The following is a 14,702-nucleotide window of genomic DNA, read 5'->3' on the forward strand; positions in this document are numbered from 1 at the left end:
GGAAGGTACGGGAAACGCGGACTGTGCCACGGAAGGGCACATCAGAACGGCGTGTCAGCAGCCGTGCGCGATTCGACCCGGAATCCAGACCGTGCACTGGGCGAGGCGACCAAGATCAGAGCTGGTGTACATCTGCTGGTCGCCTCCTTTCGGTCATGACGGGTCGGCGTCCACCGCAAAGTAGTGGCTGGCGTCACAGAGGTCAAGAGCCCAAGTGGAACAACGGAGCCGAGGCTGGCGCCTTGCTCTGGTCGCAGCGGGACGCAGGGGCCCGGGAGGCCATTTCGGAGATCTTGCGCGGCGCACCGGGCGGCTCGTCACCCGTGTCGGCGGCCAGGACAGGGAACGCCGGCCCGGCGGAGCGAACTGCGCGCCCCGTCCTGACCGGCGTCCGTGGATGTCCCGGCCGGTGATCGGAGGGCCGGGACATCGGGCTCAGGCGAGGTCGAACCGATCGAGGTTCATGACCTTGTTCCACGCGGCCACGAAGTCACGCACGAACTTGTCGCCCGCGTCCTTGGACGCGTAGACCTCCGAGACGGCTCGGAGCTGGGAGTTCGAACCGAAGACGAGGTCCACGGCGGTGGCGGTCCACTTGACCTCACCCGTGGCACGATCACGGCCCTCGAACACGTTCTCGGTAGAGGTCGATGCCTTCCACTCCGTGCCCATGTCGAGCAGGTTGACGAAGAAATCGTTGGTCAACGTTCCCGGCCTGTGAGTGAAAGCGCCGAGGGGGGAGCCCTTGAAGCCGGTGTTCAGGGCCCGCATGCCGCCGATCAGAACCGTCATCTCGGGAGCGGTCAGGGTCAGCAGGTTGGCGCGGTCGAGCAGGAGCGTCTCCGGCGACAGCTTCTCTCCCGCCCGGAGGTAGTTGCGGAAGCCGTCCGCCGGGGGTTCGAGCACGGCGAACGACTCCACGTCGGTCTGCTCCTGCGTGGCGTCCGTGCGCCCCGGTGCGAAGGGGACCGTGATGTCGTGCCCGGCGTCCTTGGCGGCCTGCTCGACGGCCGCGCACCCGCCCAGGACGATCAGATCGGCGAGCGAGATCCTCGTTCCGCCGGCCTGGGAGCCGTTGAAGTCCTGCTGGATCTGCTCGAGGGTGCGCAACACCTCGGCCACCTCGGGCACGTCATTGACCGCCCAGTCCTTCTGCGGCGCGAGCCGGATGCGTGCCCCGTTGGCCCCGCCGCGCTTGTCGGTGCCGCGGAAGCTCGCCGCCGACGCCCAAGCGGTGGTGACCAGCTGCGACACGGACCGGCCCGAATCGAGGACCTTGCGCTTGAGGGCGGCTGCGTCCGCTTCGGACACCAGGTCGTGATCGACCTCGGGCACGGGGTCCTGCCACAGCTGCGGCTCGGGAATCCACGGGCCGAGATAACGCGTGAGGGGACCCATGTCGCGGTGCAACAGCTTGTACCACGCCTTGGCGAAGGCTTCCGCGAGCTGGTCCGGATTCTCGTGGAACCGCTTCACGATCGGCCCGTAGACCGGGTCCAGCTTCAGCGCGAGGTCCGTCGTCAGCATCATGGGGGCGTGCCTCTTCGACGGATCATGGGCATCAGGCACAGTGCCCTGTGCCGAGGGATCCTTGGGGGTCCACTGCTTCGCGCCGGCGGGGCTCGTCGTCAGCTCCCAGTCGTACCGGAACAGATTATCCAGGTAAGGGCTTGCAGATCATTAACACGTTGTCTTGATCATGCTGCTGGCGTCGCTGCTCAGGGCTCGAACCCGAGCCTGGAGGGCTGTGAGGGCGGAGGGCGGAGTGGCCGCCGGCGGGATGATGACGCTGTGCGCCTTGAGCAGTGTCCTGATCTTCAGCAAGGTGCGGTGCATGGCGGTCCGACTGCTGTCGAACAGCACGGCGAGGGGTTCCGCGGCCAGGGCGACCCGCAGGTGAAGGACGGCTGCCAGGACCTGGTCGGGGAAGGCGAGCCGGGGCGGGCGGCCGCGCTTGACGTCGCCGGCGAGAGCCAAAGTGTCGGTGAGATCGCTCAGTTGCTGCCGGGACATGCCGGTCAGGGCGGGGTCGGACAGGAGATCGTGGTCCCACTCTGGGACCGGTTTCTGCGGAGCCCGGGGTGCTGGGACGGCTGGGCAGGGCTGGGGGTGCAGGGCATAGTTCCAGTCGCCGTGGAAGGCATGGCGGGTCAGTGGCAGGGCCGCCATCTCTGCTTCGCCGATCTGGACTCCGGTGGGGTAGACGTTGGTGTCCAGCTCGGCCATGACACGTAGTCCGGTGCGGGTGGTGGTCGCGGCGATGGACTGGACAATGACTTCATGGCTGGTCAGCGGGCGGCCGCGCCAGTTCATGGTGATGTGCGAGAAGAGCCGGTGCTCGATCTTGTTCCACTTCGACGTGCCCGGCGGCAGGTGGCACACGGTGATCGTCAGTCCTGTTTCGGCCGCGAGCCGGGCGAGTTCGAGCTTCCAGGCCCGGGTGCGGTAGCCGTTCGAGCCGCCCGCGTCGGCGGTGATCAGCAGCCGAGTTGCCTGCGGGTAGGCGACCCGGCCCTGGCCGTGCCACCAGCGGCGAATCGATTCCACCGCGAACGCGGCGGTGTCGTGGTCGGTGCCCACGTTGACCCAGCCGGTGTTCGCCGCGAGGTCGTAGATCCCGTACGGGACGGCCTTGCCCAGCTGGGGGTCGGCGAAGTCATGGACGTTCACCGGCGCCGGATCAGCCGCAGGCCGCCACTGGCGGCCGTTGTTCTTGAACTCGCCGACGAGCTCCTTCTTCTTGGTGTCCACGCTGATCACCGGCTGGCCGGCGTCCCGGTAATCACGAACCTGCTCGTTGAGATAGCGGAACTGGGCATCTCGATCTGGGTGCTGGCTTCCCTCGATGGTCTTGGCGTTGGCCTGCAGACTGAAGCCTTCCTCCCGCAGCAGGTCGGCGACGGTGTCCGCGCTGACTTTGTGCCCGGTCCGGGCCAGCTCCCGCGCCAGCGTGCGGGTCGACTTCACCGTCCACCGCAGCGGCGACATCGGATCGCCTCGCTCGTCCGGCTCGACCAGTGCAAGGAGGGCCGGCCGCAGCCCCGGATCAAGATCTGCGACCCGCTTGCGGCCTCCGCCCGGTCGCCGCACCCGCCCCAGAGGCTCCTCGCCGGTCTCCAACTCGGACACGCCCTTGCGGACCGTGGTCTCACTCACCGCGGCCGCCCGTGCCACGGCCCGAACACCACCATGTCCCAGAACACGGGCCTCTGCGGCCATCAGTAGCCGTCGCTGCCGCTCATCCAGATGCGGGAACAACACCGCGAACTTCATGGCGAGTTGAGTACAGGTCTCGTCCGAGATGCGCATACCACATCAACGAGCCATGAGACAGGAAGCAACACCTTGATGATCTGCAAGCCCTAACCGTTGTCCCATTTCGTCGGCTCCGTGGTCCATGCGCCCTCGAGCCCGCTGGTGAGCGTGTCCGCGCCCTTGCCGCTGCCGGAGGTGTTCCGCCAGCCGATGCCTTGCTGCTCGACGGGCGCGGCCTCGGGCTCCGGACCGATGTAAGAGGGATCGACCGCGCCATGGCATTTGCCGAACGTGTGGCCGCCGATGATGAGCGCGGCGGTCTCCTCGTCGTTCATCGCCATACGGCTGAAGGTCTCGCGAATGTCCCTGGCGGCGGCGAGCGGATCCGGGTTGCCGTTGGGCCCTTCCGGATTGACGTAGATCAGGCCCATCTGCACGGCGCCGAAAGGACCCGTGAGTTCCCTGTCGCCGCTGTAGCGCTCGTCTCCGAGCCAGGTGTCCTCGGGTCCCCAGAAGATCTCCTCGGGTTCCCAGATGTCCTGCCGCCCGAATCCGAACCCGAACGTCTTGAAGCCCATCGATTCCATGGCACAGTTGCCGGCGAACACGAGAAGGTCGGCCCAGGAGATCTTCCGGCCGTACTTCTGCTTGACAGGCCAGAGCAAACGGCGCGCCTTGTCGAGGCTCGCGTTGTCCGGCCAGCTGTTGAGGGGGGCGAAGCGCTGGGCTCCGCTGCCGCCACCGCCCCGGCCGTCGGCGATGCGGTACGTTCCCGCGGCGTGCCAGCTCATCCGGATGAAGAGCGGCCCGTAGTGGCCGTAGTCGGCGGGCCACCAGTCCTGTGACGTCGTCATCACCTCGAAGACGTCCTGCTTCAGCGCGTCGACGTCGAGGGTCGCGAACTCTGCTGCGTAGTCGAAGTCCTCGCCCATCGGATTGGACAGAGGCGAGTGCTGGTGGAGAACCTGAAGATCCAGCTGATTCGGCCACCAGTCCCGGTTCGTCCTGGGACGAGTCGGCGTGGGGGTCGGGGAGGGGATTACCGGGTTCTCGCTTTCGCTGCCGGACACGTCCGTCCTTCTTCCTGTATCGGTCCTTCTGCTGGCTCATCGCTCTTGACGTCTTTGCATTGCCGGTGTCGAGAATCGCGACCCGCGCTCTGGCGCGCCATGCAGCCCGCCGGCCGGAAACACCTGACCGCACCCGCACGGAACGCGCCTCGGCGGCCGGCGAGGACCCGTCGTCATGCACGACGCCGATGATCGAGTCTGTGTCGGCGTCCGTATGGTCGCGCACCGCGGGCCGCACCGCTAAGAGAACACGCAGGGCACCCGCGCATAACATCAGCCTAAGTCGAAAGCCGTTCGGGTATTGCCTCATTTCCTCTCGACATTCCAGACCTCCGGGGATGCGGCAGAAGGAAGACTTCTTATCGCCACAATCACCCTGCCGGGCGACGGGAGCGGACACGTGTATTGCCGGCCCGGCATGCAATGGAAGGGTGAAGCCGCGCAACAGAATTCCTGATGACCACCGTCGCGAAGCTCTGGCGCGGCGCCGCATGAGCAGCGCCGCCGGTCGTCGCCGAACGCGATCCGGCCCCGGCGCAGTGACTGCGCCGGGGCCGGATCAATTTCGTCGTCAGAGCACGGTTTCGCCGGACATCGCCGCCGCCATCCGCAGATGCGGCGCAGCCTCGTCCGCCCGTCCCTGCCGCTCGAGGGTGCGGCCCAGCATCAGGTGCGCGTAGTGCTCGACCGGGTCGCGTTCCAGCACAGCCAGCAGCTCGCTCTCGGCCTTTGCCAGCCGGGCGGAGTGGTAGTACGCGCGGGCCAGCAGCAGCCGCGGCCCGACCTGCTCGGGCACCTCGTCGACCAGGCCCCTGAGGATGCGCGCCGCCGTCACGTACTCCTTGGCGTCGAAGAACATCTGTGCCCGCTCCCACCGCTCGGCGGGCGTCCCGAACTCGAAGTAGCTCTCGCTCACCCGCGTACCTTTCGCCTCGCCGGCCGGTCGTTGGCCGGACACCCCTGCGAACACGGTCGTGCTGCCCGGCATTCCGCCCGTGTGCACGCGTCGCCGCACCTGCCATCCGGGCGGGGCCGGCGCCCCAGGCGCAGCGGACGCCGTCAGTCGCTCAGGTCGGGTTTGCCGAAGAGGACGGCGTAGCCGGAGGGGAGTTGGCTGATGATCTGGTTGAGCTCGCCGGGGGAGACGGCGTCGGCCAGGGTGCTGAGTACGGCGCTGGCGTCCCACTGGGCGGTCCGGGGCCGGGCCCCGGTGCGTTCTGCCACCCGTCGGCAGAACTCCTCGACGCCGTACGACTCGGCCCGCTGCTCCCCGTCGACCCTGAGAGCCTCCTTCAGCGCGGCGGGCAGCTGCGCCGACAGGTCCTTCGCCTCCCCGGGCGTGATGCGGTGCGCCAGGATCTCCAGGACCGCAGTGGTGATCTCGGCGGCTTCCGCCTGATCCGCGTACTCACCGCGCTCCCGCACCCGAGCCAGGAATTCGTCATGCCTCATCGATCTCTCCTCGGTTCGACAGCGGCGCACGGACCGATCCCGTTCTTCCCTTGTCAGAGCCAGGGCTTCATCCCCGTACAGGGGGCCGGCGTCCGGCGTGTCGGCCCCCGCACCCTGATCCTCGAGCCGTGCGGCTGTGCCTGTACCCGTCGCACACGACGGGTGACAGCGCATCCGTGCAGTCGCACAGGACGGGTGACACCGCACGCGTGCGGCCAAACGGCCGCCGTCGAAGCGGGCGGGCGAAATCCGGCGCGAGGAATTGCCGGCTACGCCCGTCAAGCGGGTGTCACACCCCGCTCGGCCAGGTCTCTTCCTGGCCCGTGTCGGCGGGAGGCATGTGCCTACCGGAGCCGAAATCCGCGGGCCGGGAACGGGCTGCGCTGCGACCGGCCTCGGGCGCGGCCGTAATTCGCTTGCCCTGGCGAAGCGGCAACGCTGCACTGTGGCGGGGCCACGAGCCGTGGTGCCGGCATCACACGGAAGGCAGCGGCAGCGATGGAGATACGTCCCACGACCGACCAGGACCTCGACGTCTTCGTCGACACACTCCATGCCGCATTCGGACGCTTCCCGGAAACCCCGGCCGATGACGGCGGCGGGGTCTGGTGGGCGGCGCTCGAAATGGACCGCAATCTGTTCGCCATGACGGCGGACGGGCGGCCCGTCGGCACCGCCGGCGCGTACTCCTTCGAGCTCACCCTGCCCGGCGAGATCCTGGCCCCGGCCGCCGGGGTGAGCGCCGTCGGCGTCGTGCCCTCGCACCGGCGCCAGGGCGTGCTCAGGGCGATGATGCGGCACCAGCTCACCGATCTGCGGGCTCGAGGGGAGTTCCTCTCCGTACTGCTGGCCTCCGAGGCCCCGATCTACGGCAGGTTCGGCTACGGCCCGGCGACCCACACGCAGCGGCTGACGGTGCCGCGCCACCAGGCCGTCTTCGCCCTCCCTCGGGCGCGCGGCCTGACCCAGGCCCCCACGAGCGGCCCGGACACCGGATCGGTGGAGGTGCTGCGGCGGGCCGAGTGCGGCGACGTCCTGGAGGAGCTCTACGACCGCTACCGCCGTGCGCAGCCCGGCGCGCTGTCCCGGCCACACCGCTGGTGGGCCCTGGGCGCGGGGCAGCCCCCGCTTTCTCCGGCGCCGCGCTACGTCGCCGTCCACCGTGACGCCGACGGCGTGCTGGACGGGTACGCCAGCTACTCGCTCGGCGAGTCCGGCGCCTTGACGGTCGACGAGACCATTACAACCGACGACGCCGCCTTCACGGCCCTGGCCCGGTTCGTCCTCGGACACGACCTGGTCACTCAGGTCGTGTTCAAGCACTTCCCACCCCAGCACCCTCTGCGCTGGCAGCTCGCCGACTTCCGCGCCGGTGAGGTGAGCGGCGACACGGACTGGCTCTGGGTGCGGCTGCTGGACGTACCGCGTGCGCTGACCGCGCGGGGCTGGTTCACGGACGGCGAGCTCGTCCTCGACGTCGACGACCCGTTCCTCGGCGAGCGCGGCCGCTACCTGCTGGCCGTCCGGGACGGCAGGGCCGACTGCGTCCCGACGGACCGGGAGCCCGACCTGTCCCTGGACGTGAGCGACCTGGGCTCCGTCTACCTCGGCGGCACCGCCCCGAGCACGCTCGTGCGTGCCGGACACATCCGGGCCCACCGCCCCGGCGCGGCCGCCCTCGCCGACGCCCTGTTCCGCGCCGAGCGCCCGCCGCACTGCCTGCACTGGTTCTGACCCGCACACGCCGGACCAAGCACGTCGCCCACCGGCGACTCCCCCTGGGGGAGGGCGGACGGCCACATGCATGCCGCCGAAACCGCAGGTCGGATAGGTCGCCCGCCCTGCGTGAGCACCGGCCCCGATGGACTCACCGACCGCCGGGCGGCCATCGTCGCCTTCATCGAGCGGGAAGTCGCCCGGAAGGGCTGTCCGCCGTCGATGCGCGAGATCGGCCAGGCGGTCAAGCTCAAAAGACACCTCGTCCGTGGCGCACCAGCTGATGGCCCTGCAACGCAAGGGCGTGCTCTACCGCTACCCGCACACGCCGCGCGCCTTCCACCCCGCCCGGTTCGTCGGCGGCGAGGTCGCGCAGGATGGCCCAGTGCCGCTGCCGGTCCAGCGGCCAGGCGCGTCCAGTCCGGGTCGATCTCCTTGAGCTGCGCGGCCCGCTGTTCGGCCCGTTCCGGGTTCTTGCCGAGTCCGTGGGGCGGCGGAGGTTGACCAGGTGCTGGCCGATGGGCTGCTCGTGGCGTTCTCGCCCTGCCACAGTGCCTCGGGTTTGGGGGCGAGGTGGCCGTGGGCGCGGTGGTAGGAGCGGAACAGCGCAATCTTTGCTTTCCCAGGCTTCGTCGCCCGGCTCCCAGACCATGCCCTGCTCGTCCAGGCGCTCGCGCCGGTGCTCGTCGAGGGTGCCCCTGCCGATAGGCGCGCCGCTGCTCGTGGACCCACCGCCCAAGCGGAAACTCCCGCTCCTGCCCGGTGCCTTCGCCTTCTCCTGTGTCGCCGGGGCGGCGGTGCGGGCGTGGGGGACGGTGGTGTCGTAGGGGACGGAGTAGCGGCAGGTGATCTCGTTCTCGGCGCGCCAGCGGCGCAGGGCCTGCCAGCCCTCGAACCAGATGGTGGAGTCGGGGCGGATGACGCGGGCGCGGACGAAGGCCGCGATCGTGGACGGGGCGCGGGGGAGGCGAAGTTCATCATCACGCTCGTTTCCGTCGGCTCCGCCGCTTCTTCATCGGAGGAGCCTTCGGGGTTGACGTGGCGCTTCTTCTCCCAGCGCCGTTCCCGGGTCAGCGAGGTGGAGGCCAGTCGTTCGACGATCGATTCGTGGTGCGAGGGCAGGCCTTGGAGAACGTCGACGAGGGGCTGGTAGCTCGCGCTGGCGACCATGTCGGGGGGGTCTCGCCAGGGGCGAGGAAGATCGGCACGATGATGCGGCAGACCTTCGTGCTGCCGTCGGGGTCGGGGCGCAGGCCGCGGCCGATGTTCTGCACGATCTGCACCATCGACCCGCGGGCCGACGATGCAGACGGCCTCCACGCCCCGTTCGCCGACGATGTCGACGCCCTCTCCGAGATCCGGACGCTGGCGAGGAACGCGCGGTGCATCCGCCGGGCACGGGCATCGATGCCGTTGGCGAACTGGTGCAGCACCTGGCGGGTGGGCGATGGGGTGGTCGCCGCACAGCCAGTCGGACAGCCGCTCGGCGACCCGCTGTCCGACCGGCAGCGGATCCCACGGCGACTGATTCACGAACTGCTGCAGGGCCTGCATGTTCCCGTCCGGCAGACGCTCGGCCATCGGCTGGACCGACTTGCGCCGGCCATCCAGCATCAGGCCCCGCAGATAACACTCGCCCCACCGCCGCTGATCCCGCCGCGGCACCGAGGCGAACACATCGGCAACGAACTCCGATAACTCACCCCGGAGTCGTTCCACTTCCCCCCAGCCTCATGCCAAGAAGATGCCCAACACCACGCGAGATCACCCGACGTAACGAAGCACTACTAGAAGAGCCTTTTGTTCCCCTCCTGTGGTTCTCCTTCCTCGTGGCCGAAGGGCTGCTGCTGCCCGGCCACCCCCCAGGCCCGGTACTGAAACCACATCAGCGCGGCCAGCACTGTCATGCCCACCGCCCCGCCCGTGGCGAATCCGGCGACTGCCGAGTGGCCCGAGGCGAGCGCGGCGAGCAGGCCCGCAGCCGAGCCGGTCAGGACCGCGGTGACCACGCCGATCATCCCGGCGACCGTCCGGAAGACCTGCCCGTACCCGCCGTGCAGGCCTTGCAGGACGAGCCGTCGCCGGGGCGGGGCGGTGGCCAGGTAGGCGGTCAGCTCGGGGGCGGCCTCGAAGTAGTAGGCACGCAGCCGCTCGATCCGTTGGGCGTATCGCAGGTCCTCGATCCCGCACTGGAGCACCCGGTCGAATGTGACGAAGCCGATGAAGGACAGTGTGGACAGCAGGATCAGCCCGAAGGTGTAGAACACGGTGCCGACGCGGGTTGCCGTGGCGATCAGCCCCAGGGCGACCATCCCGGCGGACATCGCGCCGAGGAAGATCGTAGCGCGGCTGGTTGCTTCGGTGATCGTCGCCGCCCGCGCCCCCTGCAAGGTGAAGTGCTCGGTGGTCACGAAGGACACGGCGGCCTGCCGGGGCTCTTCGTCGTCTGCCTCGGCCCTCGTACCCCCGTCGGCGCTCGTAAGACCACCAGCTTCCTGGACGCGACCCGCATACTGTGTCGATGATCTCCTGAGACCCGTGGGTCCATCCAGCACCGCCTGCCGCATGTCGGGTCCTTGGCAGCCGTCTGCGGACGGTCTCCGGCGGTACTCAGTCGAGGCGGGAGGCCTCGTCCGATGAGAGTGTTTCGGCGTCGCGGGAGAGGCGCTTGCCCCTGCTGCGTTCATGCAGGGCAGAAACCCGGCCAGACGTTCCAGGGCTCTGCGCGAGCGGCTGACGAACGATCTGTCGACTCACCGGCGACCAGGCGCGGGCAAGCCGGGATCAGCGCGCCGGTGCTGAACAGAGCGATCGGCCGCTGACACGGCAGCGACCAACCGGGGAGCAATCTGCGGCGCATACGCCGGGCCGGAGTGGTGTTCGAGGACCGCCCGATGGAGCGGAGTTGCTGCCCAAGCAGCCGTCCATCCATGACTTCTCCGGTCTGGTCGCCGCGATCGGAAGGCACCGCGTGAATACGCCGCAGGCCGACCAGGACCCGGCCGAGTGGCTCCCGCCGCGTCCGACCAGTACCGCCGCTGCATCGGCCAGTGGATCGGCACCAAGCTCAGCCGTCGACAAGGGCGAGCGCGATGCGCACCCGCACTGGCGCTGCTGCCACCGTCGCCGACCGAGGCAAGGTACAGGACAGCACTCACGGTGAGCGACTTCTCGGACTCCGCGATCACCTGTGAGGCCCGTCGCAGCCGTGGGGTGAAACGCCCTATCCGTCTGTGATGCCTGTGAGGTGGGGACCCTGTTTTCCGAGCCTGGGGCGTCTGTGTCAGGCGAGGTCCCGGCGGCGGCCCACCGGGACCGCGAGCAGATACAGCGGCGGCAGGAGAGCGGCCGTGCACACCGCCCACAAGGCCGTGTGCGTCCCCACGTACGTGGCGAGCAGGCCGGCGGTGAGGGCGCCGAGCGGCTGGGCGCCCCAGGAGACGAAGCGGACGGTGGCCATGACACGGGCGAGGAGCTCAGGCGGGGACTCGGTCTGGCGGTGGGTGCGGGTGGCGATCGACCCGATGACGACGCCGAAGGCGAAGCCGGCGTTACCCAAGGCGAACCAGTACGCGTCGGCTGCGGACGTGGTCAGCGGGGCCAAGAGGGCGGCAGCGCCACCGGCCAGCGCGGTCCCGACGAGCCCCCGGGCGGTGCCGAACCGCCGGGTCAGTCGGACCGCCACGGCGGATCCGGCGAGCGCGCCGATTCCGTCCATGGCGAGCACCACGCCGAGCTGTACGGGCGTCAGTCCGGCCTCACGGACCAGGTAGAGGGGTGTGAGGGCGACCAGGGCGGCGCAGACGAAGTTGGTGGCGGTGGCCCAGAGCATGCAGGGCAGCATCACTGGGTGCCGCGTCACGTACGTCCAGCCCTCGCGGATCAGCCGGAGGGTGCCGTCGTCGGTGCGGGCGGCGGGACGGCGCTCGGGGAGCGTACGCAGCAGCAGGGCTGAGAGCAGGTAGCTGCCCGCGTCCACGAGGAGCGCGCCGACCGGGCCCGCGGCGTGCACGAGGAGGCCGCCCCCGGAGGGCCCTCCGGTTTCGGTGACGGCGTGCGTGCCGGACATCAGGCTGTTGCGGGCGGCGAGCTGCCGGTCCGGGACGATGGCGGGCAGAAAGGTCGAGTTGCCGATGTCGAAGAGTACGGTCGCGGCGCCGGTGACCAGAGCGGCGAGTAGCAGGTGCGGATAGGTGAGCCGGTCAAGCCACCAGGCGAGCGGGAGGGATCCGACGGCGGCGAACCGTACGAGATCGAGGGTGACCTGGAGGCGGCGGAGCGCGACGCGCTGGGCGATCACTCCTGCCGGGAGGCTGAGCAGCAGCCAGGAGATCTGTCCGGCGGCGGCGAGCAGGGCGGCCTGGAGCGCGGTGGCGTCGAGGACTGTGAGGGCGACCAAGGGTAGAGCGAGGGCGGTGACGGCGGTGCCCGCGTTGCTGACGGTGGCAGCGGCCCAGTAGCGCCAGAAGACGGCCGGAGGCGAGGTCCCCTGGTGGGTGCTGCGGCGATCGCGCTCCGGGACCGTCGGTGTCTCGCTCATGCGACGCCCATCCTTCAGTGAGTCTCTTATGGGAACTTACTTTGTTTGCGACTCAGTTCCTATACGGAACTGTCCACATGGCGCAAGATGGTTTCGAGGCCGGACGTTGTATTCGTCAAGACAGGAGAGCCATGGGCAGGTCGGTACCCGAGCGGGACGCCGCCTGTGCGATCGCGCAGGCGGCGGCGGTGGTCGGCGACTGGTGGAGCCTGCTCCTGGTTCGGGAGACCGCGCGCGGGCGCCACCGGTTCGACGCGCTTCAGGCGGAGTTGAGGATCTCCCGGAAGGTGCTGACCGAGCGCCTTGCGCACCTGGTGGATGCGGAGGTCTTGGAGAAGGTTCCGTATCAGAGTGGCCCGGTGCGGTACGAGTACCGGCTGACGGAGAGCGGGCGGGGGCTGCTGCCCGTGCTGCTCTCGATGCAGGACTGGGCGGACCGCTGGCTGCTCGGCGACGGCTCGCTGAGCGGCACGGCTGACGAGGAGAGTGCGGAGGCGGTGCGGGTGGCGGGCCTGGTGGGCGAGTCGCTGCCGCGCCTCGAACTGCCGGGACACCGGGACGGTGAGCAGCTGGACCCGGTGGCCGAGGCTGCGGCCACCGTCCTGTTCTGCTACCCGGCGACCGGTCGCCCGGGCCCGTTGCCGGACGGCTGGGCCGACATCCCGGGCGCCATCGGCTGCACGCTGGAAAACCGGCTGTTCCGGGACGCGTACGACGACTTCCGCGCGGCGGGCGCCGAGGTGCGCGGCGTGAGTACTCAACGCCTGGAGGAGCAGCGGGTGTTCGCGGTCGAGGAGGGCATCCCCTTCACCCTGCTCTCGGACGTCGACCTGCGCCTCGCCGCCGCTTTGCGGCTGCCGGTGTTCCGCGCCGGGCAGGCACTGCGGCTGAAGCGGGCGGTGCTGGTGGTGGACCGCGAACGCGTGGTACGCCAGGCGCGCTTCCCGGTGACGGACATCCCGGGGGCAGTGTGCGAGGCGCTGGCGGTGGTACGGCGGGTGGCGGCGGGGAGCTGAAGGGCGCGGGCGCGGCGACGGCCCTGGACATGCCCGCCGCGTCCGTCAGGGCGACAGTCATTCCCACCCGCCGGCCGCCCCCGAGCCGCTCGTGCTGGCGCTGGAGTGTGGGTGACATCCGGTTACCGGTCGGGCTCCGCGTCTTCGGGGCGGCCCGTTCCGAGGCTTCGTCGCGGAGTCAGCGATGCGGTGGGGCGCACTCCGAGGGTTCCGCGGGCTCGTAGCTCGTCCAGATCTGGCAGGTGGACGCCGGGCAGTGCGTCGAGAAGGTCGGCCTGGGCGGCACGGAGGTGCGCGGGAGTCTCGGGGCCTGGGCCGAGGTTGCGGCGAGTGGTCACATGATCATCGTACGGGCGGGCCACGGCGTCAGCGGCGCTGTTCGTACCTGTGCACCGCTGTCACCGTTCCCCTGGCAGAAGCCCCCCTTTGTAGCGGTCCGTCCAGGTGACTTGCGCCGTGTCGGCGGGTCGGCGGTGCGAGGGACAGTGGGACGGTGGCTGCGTCAACTCCAAGCGCCTCTTTGGGATTGTCGAGCGAGAGCCCCCGTAGTGGCCGGCACGTCCCGCCGCGGGGGCTCTGGCTTGTCTGCGGTGCTTTCACCGGAGCTCTGTCGGTCTTCCGTCGCTCCGCATTGCGCCCGTGACTGCCGCGTGACCGATCGGTGCGGCTACCAGCCGGAGCAGGGCCAGCTATTGCCCCCTGTGCGAGCACGCGCGCCGCAAACTCGAACGCGAACGCAGCACCGAGGAGGCGGCCGGGCCGGCAGGCGGCCTCATGGTCCGCCTGCGCGCACCCGCCGCCGAACGCTAGGCCGCGCGGTGCGGCATGGTGCTGACGGCTCTCCCGCTGCACTCCTGCGGAACCGAGAGACACCGTCTCGGTGCTGACAGCTCTCCCGCTCGCGGCCGGGAGTCGGATGCGGATGGTTTCGACCATGCCGGGGCTGCGTGTGAAGGCCAGGTGCCTGGTGAGGCGGCGGATCATGTGCCAGCCGACCCTCTCGGTGACTGCGCCACTCAGTGGCCTGACCGGAAGGTTTGGATCCGCTTGCACAGCGCAGTAGATAAATGAACTCAGCCGTACATCCCGGGAGAGGATCATCATGGGCATCATCGCCTGGATACTCATCGGCTTGCTCGCCGGAATGATCGCGAAGCTTCTGATGCCTGGCAAGGACCCCGGCGGCATCATCATCACCATGCTCATCGGCATCGTCGGCGGCCTTCTCGGAGGCTGGCTGGGCAAGGTCATCTTCGGCGTCGACTCGATCGACGGCTTCTTCGACCTCTCCACGTGGATCGCGGCGATCGTCGGCTCCCTGATCCTGCTCGCCCTCTACCGGCTCTTCACCGGAAGCAGGCGCTCCCACCGGCACGTCTGACGAGAGCGAACTTGACCTCCGGTTCACCGGATCCGCAACCGGTCAATCGCCGCGACTTCGCGACCGCCCTGACCAACTACTGGGCCAGCCGGGCAGGGCAGGGCTCAGCGGAGCTGCAGGCCTGCCGGGCCCGGGCGATCGACGCCGGGCGCACATGGGTCATCCACCGATCGGCAGCGTGACGGAGGTGAAGCGAGGCGGCCCCGTCCAGCACATTGGACGGGGCCGCCTGCGATTGCCTGCACGAACTCGACAACACTGCTCCGCCCATG

At 69.5% G+C, this 14,702-nt stretch carries 9 protein-coding genes and 4 pseudogenes; 4 read left to right on the forward strand and 9 right to left on the reverse strand.

What is annotated here, in order from left to right:
- Nucleotides 1-435: 435 nt before the first annotated feature.
- From MDN94_RS23845 to MDN94_RS23865, 5 genes and pseudogenes are all read right to left on the reverse strand, one after another.
- Nucleotides 436-1,665: pseudogene (locus MDN94_RS23845) on the reverse strand (peroxidase family protein); the annotation flags it as partial.
- A 15-nt stretch (nucleotides 1,666-1,680) separates the two neighbouring features.
- Entirely contained in the window at nucleotides 1,681-3,309 is a 1,629-nt protein-coding gene (locus MDN94_RS23850; RefSeq protein WP_482727900.1) for an ISAzo13 family transposase, read from the reverse strand.
- 56 nt (nucleotides 3,310-3,365) lie between these two features.
- Nucleotides 3,366-4,325: pseudogene (locus MDN94_RS23855) on the reverse strand (peroxidase family protein); the annotation flags it as partial.
- A gap of 571 nt (nucleotides 4,326-4,896) precedes the next feature.
- Nucleotides 4,897-5,241 carry a tetratricopeptide repeat protein gene (locus tag MDN94_RS23860; RefSeq protein WP_482727901.1) on the reverse strand — a complete coding sequence of 115 codons (345 nt, stop codon included), beginning with the start codon at nucleotides 5,239-5,241 and terminating at the stop codon, nucleotides 4,897-4,899.
- 143 nt (nucleotides 5,242-5,384) lie between these two features.
- Nucleotides 5,385-5,777 carry a DUF2267 domain-containing protein gene (locus MDN94_RS23865; protein ID WP_482727902.1) on the reverse strand — a complete coding sequence of 131 codons (393 nt, stop codon included), beginning with the start codon at nucleotides 5,775-5,777 and terminating at the stop codon, nucleotides 5,385-5,387.
- Nucleotides 5,778-6,275: 498 nt separating this feature from the next.
- Between MDN94_RS23865 and MDN94_RS23870 the strand changes: the two genes are divergently transcribed.
- Together MDN94_RS23870 and MDN94_RS23875 are read left to right on the forward strand one after the other, a co-directional pair.
- The gene (locus MDN94_RS23870) at nucleotides 6,276-7,511 is read left to right on the forward strand and encodes a GNAT family N-acetyltransferase (protein WP_482727903.1); all 1,236 of its coding nucleotides are present in this window, start codon (nucleotides 6,276-6,278) and stop codon (nucleotides 7,509-7,511) included.
- 66 nt (nucleotides 7,512-7,577) lie between these two features.
- Nucleotides 7,578-7,833, forward strand: a pseudogene (locus MDN94_RS23875) (LexA family protein); the annotation flags it as partial.
- A 1,136-nt stretch (nucleotides 7,834-8,969) separates the two neighbouring features.
- Here MDN94_RS23875 and MDN94_RS23880 read toward each other — a convergent pair.
- The 3 genes and pseudogenes from MDN94_RS23880 to MDN94_RS23890 form a co-directional block, all read right to left on the reverse strand.
- Nucleotides 8,970-9,212, reverse strand: a pseudogene (locus MDN94_RS23880) (transposase); the annotation flags it as partial.
- A 68-nt stretch (nucleotides 9,213-9,280) separates the two neighbouring features.
- Nucleotides 9,281-9,904: a hypothetical protein gene (locus MDN94_RS23885; protein WP_482727904.1), complete on the reverse strand. Its 624-nt coding sequence runs from the start codon at nucleotides 9,902-9,904 to the stop codon at nucleotides 9,281-9,283.
- Between the two features lie 872 nt (nucleotides 9,905-10,776).
- Nucleotides 10,777-12,033, reverse strand: coding sequence for an MFS transporter (locus MDN94_RS23890; RefSeq protein ID WP_482727905.1), 1,257 nt, complete (start codon nucleotides 12,031-12,033; stop codon nucleotides 10,777-10,779).
- Between the two features lie 131 nt (nucleotides 12,034-12,164).
- Between MDN94_RS23890 and MDN94_RS23895 the strand changes: the two genes are divergently transcribed.
- Complete coding sequence (locus tag MDN94_RS23895; protein ID WP_482727906.1) at nucleotides 12,165-13,049, forward strand: winged helix-turn-helix transcriptional regulator; 885 nt, start codon at nucleotides 12,165-12,167, stop codon at nucleotides 13,047-13,049.
- 122 nt (nucleotides 13,050-13,171) lie between these two features.
- Here the strand turns inward: MDN94_RS23895 and MDN94_RS23900 are convergent, their stop codons facing one another.
- A complete protein-coding gene (locus MDN94_RS23900; protein ID WP_482727907.1) occupies nucleotides 13,172-13,387 on the reverse strand; it encodes a hypothetical protein in 216 nt (71 codons plus the stop codon).
- Between the two features lie 764 nt (nucleotides 13,388-14,151).
- Between MDN94_RS23900 and MDN94_RS23905 the strand changes: the two genes are divergently transcribed.
- Nucleotides 14,152-14,430 (forward strand): GlsB/YeaQ/YmgE family stress response membrane protein, encoded by a 279-nt coding sequence (locus MDN94_RS23905; RefSeq protein ID WP_189473838.1) that lies wholly within the window; start codon nucleotides 14,152-14,154, stop codon nucleotides 14,428-14,430.
- Nucleotides 14,431-14,702: the final 272 nt, after the last annotated feature.

Source organism: Streptomyces sp. WAC00040, from assembly GCF_056835925.1.